This is a genomic window from Staphylococcus sp. FSL W8-1207 (assembly GCF_038003745.1).
Lineage (GTDB): Bacteria > Bacillota > Bacilli > Staphylococcales > Staphylococcaceae > Staphylococcus > Staphylococcus equorum.
Genome location: NZ_JBBOPU010000001.1, coordinates 1,798,729 through 1,818,433, shown reverse-complemented (window position 1 = coordinate 1,818,433; position 19,705 = coordinate 1,798,729). Strand labels below are relative to the sequence as shown.

At 32.7% G+C, this 19,705-nt stretch carries 18 protein-coding genes and 1 pseudogene; 11 read left to right on the top strand and 8 right to left on the bottom strand.

Annotation, left to right across the window (positions count from 1 at the left end; all coding sequences use genetic code 11):
- The first annotated feature begins 25 nt into the window (after positions 1-25).
- Both NSR03_RS09250 and NSR03_RS09245 read left to right on the top strand, forming a co-directional pair.
- Complete coding sequence (locus NSR03_RS09250; RefSeq protein WP_064783079.1) at positions 26-1,072, top strand: ferrated catecholamine ABC transporter substrate-binding lipoprotein SstD; 1,047 nt, start codon at positions 26-28, stop codon at positions 1,070-1,072.
- Between the two features lie 220 nt (positions 1,073-1,292).
- Positions 1,293-1,616, top strand: coding sequence for a PH domain-containing protein (locus NSR03_RS09245; protein WP_002508294.1), 324 nt, complete (start codon positions 1,293-1,295; stop codon positions 1,614-1,616).
- A gap of 183 nt (positions 1,617-1,799) precedes the next feature.
- On the opposite strand, the gene NSR03_RS09240 is transcribed toward NSR03_RS09245, so the two are convergent.
- The 3 genes and pseudogenes from NSR03_RS09240 to NSR03_RS09230 all read right to left on the bottom strand — a co-directional run bounded on the left by NSR03_RS09240 (position 1,800) and on the right by NSR03_RS09230 (position 3,731).
- The gene (locus NSR03_RS09240) at positions 1,800-2,114 is read right to left on the bottom strand and encodes a CHY zinc finger protein (protein ID WP_002508293.1); all 315 of its coding nucleotides are present in this window, start codon (positions 2,112-2,114) and stop codon (positions 1,800-1,802) included.
- An 11-nt stretch (positions 2,115-2,125) separates the two neighbouring features.
- The gene (gene murB / locus NSR03_RS09235) at positions 2,126-3,079 is read right to left on the bottom strand and encodes a UDP-N-acetylmuramate dehydrogenase (protein WP_071562036.1); all 954 of its coding nucleotides are present in this window, start codon (positions 3,077-3,079) and stop codon (positions 2,126-2,128) included.
- A gap of 169 nt (positions 3,080-3,248) precedes the next feature.
- A pseudogene (locus NSR03_RS09230) lies at positions 3,249-3,731 on the bottom strand (GrpB family protein).
- A gap of 127 nt (positions 3,732-3,858) precedes the next feature.
- Between NSR03_RS09230 and NSR03_RS09225 the strand changes: the two are divergent.
- From NSR03_RS09225 to NSR03_RS09215, 3 genes are all read left to right on the top strand, one after another.
- Positions 3,859-4,752: an EMYY motif lipoprotein gene (locus NSR03_RS09225; RefSeq protein ID WP_069820637.1), complete on the top strand. Its 894-nt coding sequence runs from the start codon at positions 3,859-3,861 to the stop codon at positions 4,750-4,752.
- 152 nt (positions 4,753-4,904) lie between these two features.
- Positions 4,905-5,225: a bacillithiol system redox-active protein YtxJ gene (ytxJ, locus tag NSR03_RS09220; protein WP_002508289.1), complete on the top strand. Its 321-nt coding sequence runs from the start codon at positions 4,905-4,907 to the stop codon at positions 5,223-5,225.
- Positions 5,226-5,589: 364 nt separating this feature from the next.
- Entirely contained in the window at positions 5,590-6,708 is a 1,119-nt protein-coding gene (locus tag NSR03_RS09215; protein ID WP_064783076.1) for a glycerate kinase, read from the top strand.
- A gap of 158 nt (positions 6,709-6,866) precedes the next feature.
- On the opposite strand, the gene pepT is transcribed toward NSR03_RS09215, so the two are convergent.
- From pepT to gdpS, 4 genes are all read right to left on the bottom strand, one after another.
- Complete coding sequence (pepT, locus tag NSR03_RS09210) at positions 6,867-8,099, bottom strand: peptidase T (protein WP_069820638.1); 1,233 nt, start codon at positions 8,097-8,099, stop codon at positions 6,867-6,869.
- 11 nt (positions 8,100-8,110) lie between these two features.
- Positions 8,111-8,611 carry a threonine/serine exporter family protein gene (locus tag NSR03_RS09205; protein WP_002508286.1) on the bottom strand — a complete coding sequence of 167 codons (501 nt, stop codon included), beginning with the start codon at positions 8,609-8,611 and terminating at the stop codon, positions 8,111-8,113.
- 14 nt (positions 8,612-8,625) lie between these two features.
- Complete coding sequence (locus tag NSR03_RS09200) at positions 8,626-9,387, bottom strand: threonine/serine exporter family protein (protein ID WP_002508285.1); 762 nt, start codon at positions 9,385-9,387, stop codon at positions 8,626-8,628.
- 396 nt (positions 9,388-9,783) lie between these two features.
- Positions 9,784-10,854, bottom strand: a complete 1,071-nt coding sequence (gene gdpS / locus NSR03_RS09195; RefSeq protein ID WP_069820639.1) for a GGDEF domain-containing protein GdpS — start codon at positions 10,852-10,854, stop codon at positions 9,784-9,786.
- 409 nt (positions 10,855-11,263) lie between these two features.
- On the opposite strand from gdpS, the gene NSR03_RS09190 reads away from it, so the two are divergent.
- On the top strand, positions 11,264-12,328 hold the full coding sequence (locus NSR03_RS09190) for a glycosyltransferase family 4 protein (RefSeq protein WP_069820640.1): 1,065 nt from the start codon (positions 11,264-11,266) through the stop codon (positions 12,326-12,328).
- 67 nt (positions 12,329-12,395) lie between these two features.
- On the opposite strand, the gene NSR03_RS09185 is transcribed toward NSR03_RS09190, so the two are convergent.
- Positions 12,396-13,037, bottom strand: coding sequence for a YigZ family protein (locus NSR03_RS09185; RefSeq protein ID WP_021339451.1), 642 nt, complete (start codon positions 13,035-13,037; stop codon positions 12,396-12,398).
- Between the two features lie 171 nt (positions 13,038-13,208).
- Here NSR03_RS09185 and fakB1 point away from each other — a divergent pair, with 171 nt between their 5' ends.
- The 5 genes from fakB1 to secA all read left to right on the top strand — a co-directional run bounded on the left by fakB1 (position 13,209) and on the right by secA (position 19,560).
- Entirely contained in the window at positions 13,209-14,072 is an 864-nt protein-coding gene (fakB1, locus tag NSR03_RS09180) for a fatty acid kinase binding subunit FakB1 (RefSeq protein ID WP_069820641.1), read from the top strand.
- Positions 14,073-14,111: 39 nt separating this feature from the next.
- Complete coding sequence (locus NSR03_RS09175) at positions 14,112-15,434, top strand: DEAD/DEAH box helicase family protein (protein WP_069820642.1); 1,323 nt, start codon at positions 14,112-14,114, stop codon at positions 15,432-15,434.
- Positions 15,427-16,098 carry a ComF family protein gene (locus NSR03_RS09170; protein ID WP_069820643.1) on the top strand — a complete coding sequence of 224 codons (672 nt, stop codon included), beginning with the start codon at positions 15,427-15,429 and terminating at the stop codon, positions 16,096-16,098. The genes NSR03_RS09175 and NSR03_RS09170 overlap by 8 nt, the downstream gene beginning before the upstream one ends.
- Before the next feature lie 66 nt (positions 16,099-16,164).
- A complete protein-coding gene (gene hpf, locus NSR03_RS09165; RefSeq protein ID WP_002508278.1) occupies positions 16,165-16,731 on the top strand; it encodes a ribosome hibernation-promoting factor, HPF/YfiA family in 567 nt (188 codons plus the stop codon).
- 297 nt (positions 16,732-17,028) lie between these two features.
- Positions 17,029-19,560 carry a preprotein translocase subunit SecA gene (secA, locus tag NSR03_RS09160; RefSeq protein WP_069820644.1) on the top strand — a complete coding sequence of 844 codons (2,532 nt, stop codon included), beginning with the start codon at positions 17,029-17,031 and terminating at the stop codon, positions 19,558-19,560.
- Positions 19,561-19,705: the final 145 nt, after the last annotated feature.

Here is a 19,705-nt window from a genome sequence, read left to right as displayed (position 1 = left end):
AGGAAAATCAGGAGGCGTAAGAAACATGAAAAAATTATCTTTATTATTAGTTGTAGGTTTAATGTTTTTATTAGTAGCATGTAGTAATGGTGGATCAGAGGATAAAAAATCATCTGATGCAAAATCAGAAAGTGAAGGTTCAAATAAAACTGTAAAAGTTGAAAATAATTATAAGGCTAGTGGGGAAAAACGTGATGGCAGTGATGCTAAAACGGTTAAAGAAACAGTAGAAGTGCCTACAAACCCTGAAAAAGCAGTTGTTTTTGATTATGGTACATTAGATACATTGAAAGAATTAGGACTTGAAGATAAAGTTAAAGCACTTCCTAAAGGTGAAGGAGCTAAGTCACTACCTGATTTCTTAAGCGATTTTAAAGATGAAAAATACTTAAACACAGGAAGCCTAAAAGAAGTTAATTTCGACAAAGTTGCAGAAGCTAAACCAGATGTAATTTATATTTCTGGGCGTACAGCAAATCAAAAAAATCTAGATGAATTCAAAAAAGCAGCACCAGATGCAAAAGTTGTATATGTTGGCGCTGACGACAAAGACCAAGTGAATTCAATGAAGAAAAACACTGAAACATTAGGTAAAATTTACCAAAAAGAAGACGAAGCAAAATCACTTACTAAAAAATTAGATGATAAAATTGCTGGCATCAAAGAAAAAACAAAAGACTTAAAAGATGAAAAAGCATTATTCTTATTAGTTAACGAAGGTGAATTATCAACATACGGTGCTGGAGAACGATTCGGTGCAATGATTTTTGATACAATGGGCTTCACAGCTGCAGATGAAAATATTAAGAGTAGTAAACACGGTCAAAACGTAACGAATGAGTATATAGCAGAAAAAAATCCTAATATCATCTTTGCTATGGACCGTGGACAAGCAATTGCTGGTAAGTCAACAGCTGAACAAGCTTTAGGTAACGACGTTATCAAAAATGTAGATGCTATAAAAGAAAACAAAGTTTATGAATTAGATCCAAAACTTTGGTACTTCGCAAGTGGTTCTACAACTACATCAATTAAACAAATTGAAGAAGTAGAAAAAGCAATTGAAAAATAATATTTAAAAAGGATAATCGTGGGGGATACAATTCCTTTCAGAAAGTCGACAAAGCCATATGGCTTTGTCGACTTTTTATGTTTCAAGAAGATAGTTTGGGGTGGCTTGGAACTTTAGATTAAACATTTTCTTTGTTATGCTAAAAATGAATTGATTAAGTACGTGAAAATTCATTTTTAAAACTTGTATAATAAACTAAAGAAAAGGGTGAGTGAAGTATATGATTTTAGATAATGTAAATCCAAGTGATTTATTTCCAACTGAGAAAAAGGGGCCAAGTGTATTAGGAACAATAGAATATTCAGTTCAAGGTTCTTCAGAATTTGAAGGTGCTTTTATTGCAACAAATGAACGTATTATTTTAAATGTTGATATGAATGGGGAATTTTATTACAGAAGTATTGCTTATAAAGAAGTAGAACAAATTAGTTACGATGGTGAAAAAATTGATTTTACTTTTAATATTGGACCAATGCCAATGAAGCAAATACAAAAAGGTGATGCAGAAGCCTTTGTACAATTTGTAAAAGAACAAATAAAATAGTATGAGAATTTTAAAATAAAGTACATAGTGCCAAGCCTTAAAGTTATTTTATATTTGTTTGCTTAGTTAAGCATGTACTTGAAAATCGGTATAAGTCTATTTTAAATATATAAAAAGGTACTAATCCATTAATTAACGGATTAGTACCTTTTTCAATTCATTATTAAGCATAACGCATGAAATTTATATAGAAAAATAAAGATGGTAATGATATTTACAACGATTATTAAAGTGGCCATCACACTTAGGACAGGCTTCAATCATCATATATTCATTGATTGTCATTTCATGTCTACATACACCACATAAAATTGCTTTTTCATTAAATTCACTAGAATCCCATCTTTTTATAGCATGTGATTCATGTTCGTTATGACATTTATAGCATGGATAGTATTTACCGCAACACTTAAATTTAATTGCGATGATGTCTAATGGTGTTGGATAATGCGTGCAACGTGCTTCATTGTCTACAGTAGAACCATATATATTAACCATAATCAATTCTCCTAATTATCGTTTGGGTGTTCGCCAATAATTCTAACTTCTCGATGTAGTTCAACATCAAATTTCTCTTTTACTACTTTTTGAACGTGGTGGATTAGATCTTCATAGTCTGTTGCGCTTCCATTGTCTACGTTCACCATAAAGCCAGCATGTTTCTTAGACACTTCGACGCCACCAATACGATGACCTTGTAGTTCAGCATCTTGAATCAATTTACCGGCAAAGTGGCCAGGAGGACGTTGAAACACACTACCACATGATGGATATTCTAAAGGTTGCTTAGATTCTCTTCTTTCCGTTAAATCATCCATTTTTTCTTGGATAGCTTGTTTGTCACCAGGCATTAAAGTGAATGCTGCTTCGAGAACGACTAAATGTTCTTTTTGAACAATACTATTACGGTAATCTAACTCTAAATCTTTATTAGTTAATGTAATGAGTTCACCTTTATCATTTACACACAGCGCATAGTCAATGCAATCTTTGATTTCGCCGCCATATGCACCAGCATTCATAAAAACAGCGCCACCAATTGATCCTGGGATACCACAAGCAAACTCTAAGCCAGTTAGCGCATGGTCTCTAGCAGTACGAGATACATCGATAATCGCTGCACCACTGCCTGAAATAATAGCATCATCTGAAACGTCTATATAATCTAGTGAGAGTAAGCTAATTACAATGCCTCTAATACCGCCCTCACGAATAATAATGTTTGAGCCATTGCCTAAATAAGTGACCGGGATATCATTTGTATATGCATAGTGAACGATAGATTGGACATGTTCATTTTGGGTAGGTGATAAATAATAGTCTGCTTGACCACCAGTTTCAGTATATGTATAACGTTTTAATGGTTCGTCTATTTTAATAATTTCTTTTGGAACAATTGCTTCTAATTCTTTTAAGATGTCATCTTTATGCAAGTCTAGAACATCCTTTCCTGTTGAATTCATTTTGTTTATTATACCAATGATTACCCGTCTTTGCTAAATAGTAAAGCAATTTATTAAAGGTTTTATAGTTTTATTCAAATTTTATGCTGTTGATTAAATTAATAAGTCATCATAAATCATTTTAATAATGACTTGTGGTCTGTTTGTTCAATGAATTGTTGAAATAACATTAGTTTGTGTTTTCATAATCACGAATGGTTACGTTATGACTTGCTAAACGCTGTTTTTTTATTATTAAAATGCATAGCAATCATACTGTTTGAAGCCAGTAAATCATCCATCTCTAAATAATCAGTGTAGAGTGGCGTGTCTTTTTGAATAATATGTAGTCGTGTGATTTGTTTTAACTCTATAAGATTGTTAAATTGAGCCATGACTATTTTTTCTTATATGGATGGTGTAATCGATATAAGCCTTCATAATTCAAACGCTTTTCGTCTAAAGAAGTCACGTTATGTAAATTATTTACCCCAACTAAAATATCTAATATAGGTTCAGTAGGATACATGAAGTGTCTTGTGCCTCCGATGTGATGTGTTGATTTGACAGGTTTATCTAATAAAATGAATAAAACATTTTTGAGATAATTATATCGCTAGGTGAAATGATTATTATTATCTTCAGTTATAAATAATAGTCTGCGTGAATACATATAGGTTGACCACTCCTTTAAATGTTATTATATAACTGTTAAACTGTAAATTCTGAAACAATATATCATATATCATTTTCAAGTTAAATAAGTTTCTGTATAATATGGAATGATAAGGAGTTCAGAAATGAAAAAAATACTGTACATTGTTTTATTAGTTTGTTTTTCTATTTCACTAGCTGCTTGTAACAACGAAGGAGAAAACGAATTCAAAGATTTTGATAGTTCGTTAAATGACGTGAAAAATAAAGAAAAAGAACTAAGAAATGCTATGGATGACATACAATTAAAACGTTTAGATAATTTGAGTAAGACAGATATGACAGATAAAAACAAGAAAGCATTTAATGATTTGCAAAATGAATTAAATAGCAAATTGATTCCTAAACTAGAAGAATACGAAACAGCAGCAAAAAATTTACCAACGAGTTCAAATGAAACAAAAGAGCTTAAATCTACTTATTTAGATTCAGTAAAAAAGAAAAAATCAGCAATCAATGAATTGAAAACGTTTATTGATTTATGTAATCAATCGATTAAAGCAAATGAAGATATCTTAGAATACACAAAACTATTTGAGAAAAACAGATCACAAGTAGAGGACAATATACAAAAAGCTAGTACAGTTGGTAATAGTACAGATGTTACTAATTTCAAAAATAAATTAGAACAAAACAATAAAGACTTAAAAAACACTGCAGAAGAAGAGGCTGATTCTACAGATTCAAATGAAATAAAAAAATCTATTAAAGAGCAAATTATGCCATTAATTACTAAGCAAATTAGAGACTTGAATAAAGCTGAAATAACAGATGCCTATGTCAATGACGCTCGAAAAAATGCTATTGAGATGTATTATAGCTTGCAAAATTATTATGAAACAAGAGAAGAAACTATTGAAATTAGTGAGCAATTAGCGAAAATAGATTACAATAAGTTACCCCAAAAAGGTGAAGAACTAGAACAGTATGAAACTACTTTTAATAAGAAATATCAGCAAGCTAATGATAACTACAATTAATAGATGTATAAGTTAAGTTATAAGAATTTGAATAAACTGTTAACAATAAAAAGAGAATTGTGTATAATTGGAAACAATGATATGAGAATATCGTGGAACTTTCACACTTGGTGAGACTTAGGGTGTGTTAAATATTTTTAGAGGTGAATAGAATGGCTATAAAGCTGAGTTCGATTGACCAGTTTAAGCAAATTATTAAAGAAAACAAATATGCATTTGTATTGAAGCATAGTGAAACATGTCCGATTTCAGCAAATGCAATGGACCAATTCAACAAATTTTTATATGAAAGAGATATGGATGGTTACTACTTAATCGTACAACAAGAGAGAGATTTATCTAATTATATAGAAGAACAAACAGATGTGAAACACGAATCGCCACAAGCATTTTATTTTGTTGAGGGACAAGCAATTTGGAATGCAAGTCATGATAAAATTAATGTTGCTTCTTTGGCAAACGCTGAAGAGTAAAACAAATTTAATTACATTTAGAAACGCTTGTTAATCTTTTATCAACACTAAGAGATTAGCAAGCGTTTCTTTTAATGTGAAAAATTTCCTAATGGCATGTATAATAAATAAGTGAATGAGAAATATAGACTGCTATTTGGTAGTGAACGAATTTATAGAGCTAAACTTTATAATTTATAGCGTTGGTTATGAGTTAGAACGCTTAATTGCAAAGCAAGTGTGTTTTAAATGCTCGCATAGGGATATAAACCAACATATGTACTATTATAATAAATAAGTCTACAGAGGGAAGATGATTTTCTTAGAGTTATGTATAATCATCATAAAATAACAGTTATTAACAAAATAATTTGAGGTGACAAATATGAAAGTTTTAGTAGCGATGGATGAATTTAATGGTATTATATCTAGCTATCAAGCCAATCGTTATGTGGAAGAAGCGGTAGCTAGCCAAATAGAAAAAGCAGATATTGTTCAAGTGCCATTATTTAATGGTCGTCATGAACTTATGGATTCTGTCTTTTTATGGCAGTCAGGTACGAAATATAAAGTGCCAGCACATGATGCAGATATGAATGAGGTAGAAGCGGTTTATGGCATTACTGATAACCATATGACCATTATTGAAGGTAACTTGTTTTTAAAAGGGGACAAGCCAATCATTGAGCGTACAAGTTATGGTTTAGGCGAAATTGTGTTAGATGCATTAGATAATGATGCAGAACATATTATTATGTCTTTAGGTGGCATAGGCAGCTTTGACGGTGGTGCAGGTATGTTACAAGCACTTGGAGCTAAATTCTATGATGATGAGGCTCAAGAAGTGGATTTACGTCAAGGTAGTAAGATGTTGAAATATATACGTAAAATAGATATTTCTGGCATTCATCCACAATTGAAAAATGTACGTTTTCAGTTAATGTCTGATTTTGACAGTAAACTATATGGTAAAAATAGTGAAATTATGCAAACATATGAACTATACGGAATGACACGTCAAGATGCTGCTGAAATAGACAATTTACTGTGGTATTTAAGTGAAATTTTCAAAAGTGAGCTAAAACTGACAATGGGTCCTGTTCAAAGAGGTGGCGCAGGTGGTGGTATTGCTGCAGCCTTAAATGTACTTTATGATGCCGAAATTATGACAAGCCACGAACTTGTTGATCAAATTACTCATTTAGATAATTTGATACAACAAGCGGATTTAATTATATTCGGTGAAGGTGTAAATGAAGCAGACCAAATCTTAGAAACAACAACAGTGCGTCTTGCAGAGTTAGCAACCAAACATAATAAACCATCTATTGCCATATGTGCAACAGATGACAAATTTGATTTGTTTGAATCAATGGGTGTTACTGCTACATTTAATACGTTTATAGAAATGCCTGAAAGCTTTACAGACTTCAAGATGGGTATTCAAATCAGACACTATACAGTACAAGCAATTAAATTATTGAAAACACAGTTTGAAGTGTAAACAGATAGGTGTTAATCATTTTAAACACATGCTAAATAAATGATTGTAAGTAGACACGGAATGAATGTAAGTATATATGAGTAATAGAAAAAGCGTAGATTTCTCAAAGTGAGAATCTACGCTTTTTATTGAACATGGATCTATATAACAAATTCATTTTACTTTTTATAAGTGTTTACGACTTCTTGCGCAATGCCAATAATGACATCTACAGCTTTTTCCATAACATCAATGGAAGCATATTCAAAAGGGCCGTGGAAGTTAGCGCAACCTGTAAAGATATTAGGGGTTGGTAGTCCCATATATGAAAGTTGAGACCCGTCTGTTCCACCACGAATAGGTGCTGTATTAGCAGGGATTTCTAACTTTTCAAAGACACGTTTAGGTATATCAATTACATGTGGGTTTGGTTCGATTTTTTCACCCATATTATAGTATTGATCATTGATTTCGATTTCTATTGGTGCATCAGTATAATGCGTATTAATATCATTTTTAATCTCAACAAGACGCTTCTTACGTAATTCAAAATGATTTCTATCATGATCACGAATAATATAGTGTAATGTCGTTTTTTCAACATCACCGTTCATTTTCATTAAATGATAGAAACCTTCGTAATCTTCTGTTCTTTCGGGTACTTCATTTTGTGGTAATAATGAATTGAATTGTTGACCCAAGAGAATAGCGTTAATCATAGCATTTTTAGCAGAACCAGGATGTACATTGACACCGTGACACGTAACGATTGCTTCTGCTGCGTTGAAACTTTCATATTGTAATTCGCCCAATTCACTACCATCCATAGTGTAGGCGAAATCCGCATTAAAGCGCTCAACATCAAAGGCATGAGGACCTCTGCCAATTTCTTCATCTGGCGTAAAAGCAATACGAATAGGTCCATGTTTGACTTCTGGATGTTCTGTTAAATACTTCATTGCTTCCATGATTTCAACGACACCAGCTTTGTCATCAGCACCTAATAGTGATGTGCCATCTGTGACCATTAACGTATGACCTTCTACGTGTTTCATAGCAGGAAATAGATCTTGGCTCAATATACGACTCGTTTCACCTAATTTGATAGGTTGGCCATCATAATTTTCTATAATTTGTGGATTTACCTTTGATGCATTGAAATCAGGTGAAGTATCAACATGTGCCAAAAAGCCAACAGTAGGTAAAACTTCGCCAACATTACTTTCTAATGTTGCGAATAAATAACCTTGTTCATCAATGTCAGTTTCTAAACCTAAATCCGTTAATTCGTCATTTAACAAATTTAGTAAATCCCATTGCTTCTCAGTAGAAGGCGTAGTATTAGACTCTGGATCAGATTGTGTATCTATTGTTACATATCTTGTTAATCTATCAATTATATCAGTTTTCAAAAAAACACCCCTTAAGCTCTATTGTTCATATTGTAAGATTTTTTATATGTTTTACCATTCATTCTACCATAATGTTGTTTAATCCGTGTATTGAGATGATAGATGATTTCTGCACATAGAATACCAAAAGCAATCGCGCCTGAAATCAACGTGACTTCAAGAAATGTATTTGTAGCGAGTGTATATTGATTACTAACTAAATAACGCGTCGCTTCATATGCTAAACCACCTGGTACTAATGGGATAATTCCTGGAACAATAAAGATAATAACAGGTCGTTTGTAACGTCTACTCATTACGTGACTCATAATTGCTAAAATAAAGCTTCCTAAAAATGAAGCCATTACTTTACCGAAATCCAAGTCCACAGTAAGTTTGAAGATAATCCAGCCCATTGCGCCAACGAAACCACAAGCTAAAAGGAGTCGACGTGGTGCGTTAAAGATAATCGAAAAAAGCATTGTTGCTAAAAAGCTGACAATAAATTGTAAAACATAATAGCCGATGAGCATATAAGCACTCCTTTTTAAAATATTAATAAAACAATGGCAACTCCGGCACCAATTGCAAATGCTGTGAGAGCTGCTTCAACGCCACGAGACATACCAGCAATCAATTCTCCAGCCATTAAATCACGAATAGCATTGGTGATTAATATTCCTGGTACAAGAGGCATGACGCCAGCTATGGTTATAAAGTCTTGGTTTTCTGCCAGACCTAATTTAGTGAATGTGGCGGCGACCGTTATAACAACTACTGCACTAAGGAATTCTGAAAAGAATTTAATTTGAATATAGCGTTGTACAAAATCAAAAGTTAAAAACGCACCAGCTCCGGCAATAATTGCGAAAAAGAAGTCGTTAATTCCGCCGCCAAACATGATTAAGAAGAATCCACATGCGACTGCTGCTGCGAAGAATTTTGTAATAGATGAAAATTGTAAAGATGCGTGATGCAAATGTATGAGCTCTGATTTTGCCTCGTCTATATCTAATTGATTATTTGAAATTTTACGCGATAAACTATTGGTTAAGGCGATCTTTTCTAAATCAGTCGTTCTTTCACGAATACGTACGAGTCGTGTGTTCGTACGATCATTAAGGGAAAAAATAATTGCTGTAGAAGTTACAAAGCTATATGTATCATCTAAACCATAATTGGCAGCAATTCGTGTCATCGTATCCTCGACACGATAGGTTTCAGCGCCACTTTCTAGCAAAATTCTTCCCGCAATAAGTACGACGTCAATCACTTTGTTTTCATCGATGATAGTGATTGTATCTGACATAGTTGGTCACCTCCTGAAATGATTTTATAACAATTGAAAGTTTACAGCGTACAACAGTAACTTTCAATAATGATTCATACTATGTTATTAATTTTTGAACTTTCATTATATATTGTAACAAACATAATTTTGCAATTGTTGTTTTTAAGTTAAAAAAATAACAATTGAAATATGCGCTTGAATCTAGATTTTAATTTTAACATATAGATTCTTTGAGTGTTGACTGTGTCTGTTTTAGACGTATTTATTTTTTTGAAACTGGAGATAAATTAAATGATTTGAAACGTCTCTACAAAAAGCGAGCACAAAAAAAGAGTGGATGTATGAAATCAAAGATTGAACCTTGATTTCATACATCCACTCCCAGTTTGAACAGTGTTAAATTTGGTAATATTTTTATAATTTAACAATTGGATTAAACATAACTTGATTACGGCCTTCATTTTTTGCCATATGCAGCATGTCATCCGCAATTTTGAATACTTTACGTTGAGATTTGTAATCTTCTTGAGTTAAGTAACCTACACCAATGGATACAGATAATTTGATGACTTCTTTATTTGGCATATGGAAAGTAGATTGTTCAACCCCTGAACGAATATTTTCACTAAGTTTTACACATTGATCTAAAGTATAATCGTATAAAACAATTGAAAATTCTTCGCCGCCATTACGATAAATACTAAATTGTTGAGGTACATAATTTTTTAATAGTTGAGCTACTTGTCTAAGCACGGCATCGCCAGATTTATGTGAAAATTTATCATTTACATCTTTGAAACCATCTATATCAATGAGCAATAATCCTAAGCTCTCATTGTTTTCTTCAGCGATACGCGTCGTTTCATTTAGATGTCTGTCAAATTCTTTAACATTTCCCAAGCCAGTTAAATAGTCCAGTTTATCTTCATTTTCATAACGATTAACTAATGAGAAAAAATGCCAAATATCAACAAATGTGATAGAAGAAGTAATCGTTAAAATAAAGGATAAGGGTATTAAGAACAACACTTCTGTTAATTCATAATAAGGGCTAATAAGTGATAAAATAACCAAAATAACTAATGTAATTGCATTAAGGATTTGTAATGAAACAATATCGCTTTGTTTTAAAAATGGTCCAACTGCACCAACTACGATGGCTATAACAATGAGAATCGTAGCAATAATAATAGTGAAATCACCAATTAGCACATTGACTACAGAGACAATGACTGCGGCTAGAACGGTGTATACCATATTTGTGTATCTACCTAAGAATAAAATAGGCACAAATGATAAATAGAGTGCGTATTCATTGAATAGTGGCACTGGATAGGCGGATAGTAAAAGTGCTACTATCGTCATTAAAATAGTGACGTATTCTTTTGAAAAAACCATGTTTTTATTTTCTGAATACTGTAAGCGATGGAATAAGTAAATTCCTGCCACAATAACAGAGATATTGTAGATAATAGCTTCAAACATTTAACGTTACACTCCTTTGAATAAACACTTAGTTATTGTAAGTGAAAACTTACATTTTGTCATCACTATAGAAATAGAAATTTATAACATTCACTTAATATTCATGTTAAAATATTTGTCTGAGTGATTATATAAAAATCACTTAGTTTATAATTAAAAATCAAAACGAATTCGTTTATAGATTATTAATTATCTCATTACTATTTGTATAAGTAAAAGCGTATGAGGTATTATGGTATTAAGTGCATAAATATTTAAATATGGTAGGTGTGCAATTTATTAGAGTTGCATCAACATCACAGACCATTTTATAGATAATATAAATTTGCAGTTTAAAGTTAAAATTATTTTCAATGTAACGACTTTGAAATTCAAAATAATCAAGAATTATATTAATGAAGGTGAACTGATGTATACATTATTATTAATCATTTTTTCAATGATTGTCAGTTTAATACTAACACCAATAATTATAAAGGTTTCTCATAAACTAGGCATTGTAGATAAGCCGAATTTTAGAAAAGTACATACAAAACCCGTTTCTGTATTAGGCGGAACTGTAATACTTTTTGCGTTTCTATTAGGGATATGGCTAGGACATCCGATAGAAATCGAAGTTAAACCGCTTGTTATTGGATCAGTATTAATCTATTTGGTGGGACTTGTAGATGATATCTATGATTTGAAACCCGTTTTAAAATTAATTGGCCAAGTAATTGCAGCACTCGTCGTTGTCTATTATGGAGTGACGATTGATTTTATCTCCTTACCAATTGGGCCTACGATACATTTTGGCGTATTTGGGATCCCTATCACAGTGATTTGGATTGTAGCCATCACTAATGCAATTAACTTGATCGATGGATTAGATGGATTAGCGTCTGGTGTATCGATGATTGCCTTAATGACAATTGGCTTTATAGCAATATTACAAGCAAATATTTTTATTATGATGATTTGTAGTGTCTTAATAGGTGCGCTTTTAGGATTCTTATTCTTCAATTTCCATCCAGCTAAAATATTTTTAGGTGATAGTGGTGCATTACTTGTAGGATTTATTGTAGGATTCCTATCATTACTCGGATTTAAGAATATAACTTTCATTTCACTATTCTTCCCGATTGTTATCTTAGCAGTTCCGTTTATTGATACGTTGTTTGCGATGATACGTCGAGTGAAGAAAGGTCAGCATATTATGCAGGCAGATAAATCGCATTTACATCATAAATTATTAGAATTAGGTTATTCACATCGCCAGACCGTAGTACTTATATATTCTATAGCATTACTATTTAGTCTTGCTAGTATTATATTATATTTGTCTCAACCATGGGGTGTACTCATGATGCTCATTCTTATTTTAGTTACAATTGAGCTTATTGTAGAATTTACTGGTCTCATTGATGATGATTACAGACCTTTAATGAAATTAATTGAAAACAAACAACAGAACAAAGACGATGAACATCATTAATAAAGAGGCTTCCAAGACGGAGGCCTCTTTATTTTATACTCACATACGTATAATTTGGATTTTAAGATTAGGAAGTAGGAATATCGAACGGTAAGCGTACCACTTCATTTTCTATTAAATCGTAATTCCCTGAAGTGTTACGATTTAAAAAATCTATAAATTGATCGTAGTCTGTTTTAACAACATCAATGTGATAACTTACTTTATCGGTATAATTTGTTTCGCGTAATAAGTAAGGTGTGCTCGCGAGTTCATATTCAAACTTACCCGTTAAATCATAAGCAATGGTAACCGTTGTAGGTATAGCAGGACGCATAGCTACTCTACCAATATCATAAATTACATCTCGTACTGCACCACTATACGCACGTATTAATCCGCCACCGCCTAATTTAATACCACCAAAGTAGCGTGTAACAACCACGGCAGCATTATGTATCTCTAATTTCTTTAAAATATCGAGCATAGGAACTCCCGCTGTGCCACTTGGTTCGCCATCGTCGTTTGCTTTTTGGATATTCATTTGGTCTCCAATCGTATATGCTGAACAATTATGAGTTGCTTCTCGGTGTTCAGATTTCACTGCGTCGATAAAAGCTTTAGCTGCATCTTCAGATTCAACAGGTTTAATGTGCGCTATAAAACGTGATTTACTGATTATATTTTCAATTGTATGTTCTTGTTTAACTGTGATTATTGCATCATCCATTTATCGTCACCTCATCTTTGTATAGTCAGACAATCATTTATGTATGTTTTAAAAATTCATTAATTACACATATTATACACTGTATTGTATTATAGATTAAATACAAAAATAAATTTTCTTTTTACTTAAAATAGGGTATCATAGTTGTGAGTATAATTGAGGAGGATTAAGATGAAGATTGCTGTCTTGACAGATTCAACGAGCTATCTATCTCAAACACTAATAGAAAAATATAATATAAGAATTGCGCCGCTAAGCGTAACTTTCGATAACGGTGAAAACTTTGTGGAAAATGCAACAATATCAACGGAAGCATTTTATAAAAGAATGGAAACTTCAAATACAATTCCTACGACAAGTCAACCTGCCATTGGAGAGTTTATAAAACATTTTAAAGAACTCCGAGAGGAAGGTTATACAGATGTCATATCTGTTTTTATATCATCTGGAATTAGTGGCAGTTATCAAACAGCTACGCAAGCAGGAAAAATGGTGGAAGGAATCAATGTGCATACATTTGATTCAAAATTAGCTGCGATGGTAGAAGGTGGTTATGTACTACTTGTAGTTGAAATGATAGAACAAGGATATGAGCCCCAAGATATTATTAAAGAGCTTGAAGCTATGCGTGAAGTGACTGGTGCAATCTTAATGGTAGATGATTTGAAAAATCTACAGAAAAGTGGTCGTATCACCGGAGCGCAAGCATGGGTAGGTACAATGTTGAAAATGAAACCTGTTTTAACATTTGATGACGGCAAAATTGTACCAGAAGCAAAAGTCCGTACTAAAAAACGTGCACTCAATGAAATAATTAATAAAGTTACCGCTCAAGTGAAAGATTATGATGGAGTAACATTATATATTATTGAGGGAGATAAACCAGAAGATGCAGATTGGATGGAAAAGGAATTATACGAAAAATATCCACAATATAATCTTCACCGATCTAAGTTAGGACCTGTTATTGCAGCGCACTTAGGTTCTGGTGGTATGGGACTAGGATTTACAGGGAGAAACATACGTTTATCATAAATATTAACTCGTTTAAAGACATGTTGTGCCAAGAATGGTATGCATGTCTTTTTTTATTGGAGGTTATTTGAAATAAAACATTATGGAAAATTAATCATCGAAAAAAATATGTTATCAAATGAGAAAATCAGACATATTTCTCCTGGTGTGATAAACAAAAAAGGGTGTTGGTATTGTATACAGTGTCATACACAAGAGAAACGTCATTTTTACAAATACTTTTCAACATTATTAGATAAAGAAGTTGTGTATTGTAGAAATTGTATCAATTTGGGCAGAATGGATAATATTAATGAAGTATATATTACTGAAACAAATGTAAATATTTCCCAAGGGATATATCATTTACCATTTAAATTGTCAGAACAACAACGTTTTGCTTCAATTAAAATTTTAGAAGTGGTTAAAAATTTAACGTCTATTTTATTATATGCTGTGACAGGCGCAGGTAAGACAGAAATGATTTTTGAAGGTATTAGCTTTGCGAGAAGAAAAGGCTATAATGTTGCGGTTGTATCGCCCAGAGTTGATGTTGTTATAGAAGTGAGTTTGCGTATTAAAGCAGCTTTTAGAGATGAAGCAATAGATGTACTCTATCAAGGTCAGAGACAATGTCATAATGGACACTTTGTGATTGCTACGGTGCATCAATTATATCGATTTAAACATCACTTTGACTTGATTATTGTAGATGAAGTTGATGCATTTCCATTATCAATGGATCCAATACTCTTTGATGTCATAACACATGCTTCAAAAGAACATCATGGCCACATTTATATGACTGCAACACCGCCAACTAAATTACTTAGAAAAATGAAAGAAGGGTCTATAATAACGCTACCCGCCCGTTTTCATAGGCAACCTTTGCCAGTTCCTCAGTTTAAATATCACAAAATAAAATTTCACAAAATACAACGCTTTCTAATGAAACTATTGAAACAACAAATTGAGGCAGATAGATATACGCTCGTGTTTTTTAATGACATACAGCATATGAAACAAATGTATCATTGTTATAAAACAGAAATAACTTCATTGACCTATGTGCATAGTGAGGATGTACTTCGTTTTGAAAAAGTGAGCGCTTTAAGAAAAGGTGAATATAAAGTTATGTTTACCACTACAATTTTAGAAAGAGGATTTACTATGGAAAACTTAGACGTTATTGTGCTCAATAGTCATATGTTTGAAAGCAGTGCACTTGTTCAAATTGCTGGAAGAGTGGGTCGTAAATTAGAGGCACCATCAGGATTAGTATTATATTTACATGAGGGAATTACGATGGACATGCTTAAAGCACGAAAAGACATTAAGAAAATGAACGCATTAGCGCATAACAGGGGATGGTTAGATGGCTAGATGTATTCAATGTCATCATACTTTTTCTGAAGCGTTTAATGCTTTTACATTTTATAAAAAAGCATCTAAATTATGTGAATCATGCATAGAACAATGGGATGATATCAATATTAACCCCCTCAATCGCTGTGTCAGATGTTTAAAGAAATTAGACGAAAATGAGAAGAATTGCTTAGACTGTTTATTTTTAGCAACAAAATATAACTTAATGAATCAGTTATATTGCCAATACCAATATAAAGGTATGTTAAAGACGCTTATTCATCAATATAAATTCAAGAAAGATGTCGCAATTTGTGAAATATTAGCAACACAGCTTCAGTTCCCTAAAATATCATATGATTACATTGTACCTATACCGTCACCGTTAGTTAGAGATAAGGAGCGAACGTTTAATCCCGTGCTGGCCGTGTTAGATGAAATGGGTGTGAATTATGAACCTTTACTATATACACGGGTCCGTCCAAAGCAATCACTTTTAGGAAAACAATTACGCGCGCAATCAAAAAATCCATTTGAAATCGTAAAAAATATAGATTTAGAAAATAAAAATATTTTACTTGTAGATGACATTTACACTACAGGATTAACAGTTCATAATGCCGCAGAGTTGCTGTTTGTTAGAAAAATCAGAAAATTCGATGTGTTTACGTTTGCACGGTAGGAGAAACATGGTATTATAAGAGTAAGCAATATTACCAATATAGAGGTTTTAAAGGAGTCGATTATTATGATCAGATTTGAAATTCACGGGGAGAACCTCACTATTACTGATGCGATTCGCAACTATATTGAGGAGAAAATTGGTAAATTAGAAAGATATTTTAACGATGTGCCAAATGCAATCGCACACGTTAAAGTAAAAACGTATCAAAATTCGGCAGCAAAAATCGAAGTAACTATTCCATTGAAAAACGTTACTTTAAGAGCTGAAGAACGCCACGATGATTTATACGCTGGTATTGATTTAATTAACGGTAAACTTGAAAGACAAGTTAGAAAATACAAAACGCGTGTAAATCGTAAAAATCGAAATCGTGGAGAACAAGAAGCATTTGCATCATTACCACAAGAAAGTGAAGCAGAAGAAATTCAAAATGATGACAATGAAAGTGATATCGAAATTATTCGTTCAAAAAATTTCAGTTTGAAACCTATGGATTCAGAAGAAGCAGTATTACAAATGGATTTATTAGGACATGATTTCTTTATTTTCACAGATCGTGAAACTGATGGTACGAGTATTGTTTATAAAAGAAGAGATGGAAAATATGGTTTGATTGAAACAACTGAATAATTTGTTTTAATTAAGTCCAATATTAAACTAACCGTAGCGTTCATGATTGAGTTAAATCATGGACGCTCATTTTTTGTTGTGTTACTATGAAATAATTTGAAAGTTAGGTAAGATCTTGTGTATATTTTTATTGGATAAGAGATAAAATAAAAAACGAAAACTATTAATAAATAAAAAATAGCATTAACAAGCGAGAAAACTGTTTAAATGGAAAGTTAATAAGTGTAAATTTAAGCTTATAAATGATATCATAAATTGTTGTAAGCAAAGAGTTAAAAAGCTAAAGGAGCGAACAAAATGGGTTTTTTATCAAAGATTGCAGATGGCAATAAAAAAGAAATAAAACGCCTTGGTAAATTAGCCGACAAAGTCCTTGCGTTAGAAGAGGATACGTCGATATTAACTGATGAAGAAATTAGGGAGAAAACAAAAGCATTTCAAAAACAATTACAAGCAGAAGAAGATATAAAAAAACAATTTAAAATGCTCGATGATATTTTACCGGAAGCCTTTGCGCTCGTAAGAGAAGGTTCAAAACGTGTGTTCAATATGATTCCATATAAAGTTCAGGTTATGGGTGGTATTGCAATTCATGGTGGCGACATTTCTGAGATGAGAACAGGTGAAGGTAAAACGTTAACTGCTACAATGCCAGTTTATTTAAACGCATTGTTAGGTCGTGGTGTGCATGTTATTACAGTAAACGAATATTTATCTAGTACGCAAAGCGAAGAAATGGCAGAACTATATGAATTTCTTGGGTTATCTGTAGGATTAAACATCAATAGTATGACAACAACTGAGAAGCGAGAAGCATACGCAAGTGATATTACGTATAGTACGAATAATGAGTTAGGATTCGATTATTTACGTGATAATATGGTGAACTATGCAGAAGAACGTGTTATGAGACCTTTAAACTTTGCTATCATTGATGAAGTTGACTCAATTTTAATTGATGAAGCACGTACGCCACTGATCATTTCAGGTGAAGCTGAGAAATCGACTTCGCTTTATACACAAGCAAATGTCTTTGCTAAAATGCTTAAAAATGAAGACGACTATAATTACGATGAGAAAACAAAAGCTGTTCAATTAACAGAGCAAGGTATTGATAAAGCAGAACGCATGTTTAAGATTGATAATCTATATGATGTGAATAATGTGGATATTATTAGCCATATTAATACTGCGTTACGTGCACATGTAACATTGCAAAGAGATGTGGATTACATGGTGAATAATGGTGAAGTCTTAATTGTTGACCAATTTACTGGTCGTACAATGCCAGGACGTCGCTTTTCAGAAGGCTTACACCAAGCCATAGAAGCGAAAGAAGGCGTGAAGATTCAAAACGAATCTAAAACAATGGCCTCTATTACATTCCAAAACTATTTCAGAATGTACAACAAACTTTCTGGTATGACAGGAACAGCTAAAACTGAAGAAGAAGAGTTCAGAAACATTTATAATATGACTGTAACTCAAATTCCTACTAACAAACCGATACAACGTGTGGACAAACCAGACTTAATATACATTAGTCAAAAAGGTAAATTTGATGCAGTTGTTGATGATGTTATTGAAAAACATAAACTAGGTCAACCTGTACTATTGGGTACAGTTGCAGTTGAAACCAGTGAATATATTTCTAATTTATTGAAAAAACATGGCATACGTCATGACATTTTAAACGCTAAAAATCATGAACGTGAAGCAGATATAGTTGCTAATGCAGGTCAACGTGGAGCGGTTACTATCGCTACGAACATGGCAGGTAGAGGTACAGATATTAAACTTGGCGCAGGTGTTGAAGAAATTGGCGGCCTTGCAGTAATCGGTACAGAGCGACATGAATCTCGTCGTATTGATGACCAATTACGTGGTCGTGCTGGACGACAAGGTGATAAAGGGGACAGTCGCTTTTACTTATCACTACAGGATGATTTAATGGTACGTTTTGGTTCGGAACGTTTACAAAGTATGATGAATCGTTTAGGTATGGATGATTCTACACCGATAGAATCTAAAATGGTGTCACGTGCTGTTGAATCTGCTCAAAAACGTGTAGAAGGTAATAACTTTGATGCGCGTAAACGTGTACTTGAATATGACGATGTATTACGTAAACAACGTGATATTATCTATGGTGAACGTAACCGTATTATTGATAATGATGAAAGCGGAGATTTAGTAAATGAAATGCTCCATTCTACATTAGATAGAAGCGTTCACTATTATATAAATGAAGATGAAGAAGATTTAGATTATGAGCCATTTATCAACTATATTGATGATGTATTCTTAAATGAAGGTGACTTAAAACTAGAAGATATCAAAGGTAAGGATCAAGAGGATATCATTGATATTGTTTGGTCGAAAGTTGAAGTCGCTTTAAAAGATCAAAAAGAGAAAATTGGTACGCAATTTGATGAATTCGAGCGTATGATTTTACTTCGTTCAATCGATTTACATTGGACAGACCATATAGATACAATGGATCAATTACGTCAAGGTATCCACTTGCGTTCTTATGGTCAACAAAATCCATTACGTGATTATCAAAACGAAGGACACCAACTTTTCGATACAATGATGCAAAACATCGAAGAAGATGTCAGCAAATATATCTTGAAATCAGTAGTTACCGTTGAAGATGACTTAGAACGTGATAAAGCAACAGATTTCGGTAAAGCTGAACACGTATCTGCAGAAGATGGTAAAGAAAAGGCTAAAGCATCGCCTTATGTTAAAGATGAACATATCGGTAGAAACGATCCTTGCCCTTGCGGTAGTGGAAAAAAATATAAAAACTGCCATGGTGCATAATTTGAAAATGATTTTAAATAAAACCGGAAGCCTTGATAAAGCATATATCAACTTCCGGTTTTTATTTATCAAAATTAAAATTAACTTGTTTTGATAAATAAAAATAGCGGCAGAGTTGTAATTAAACTGCAAACTTTTGTAGAAT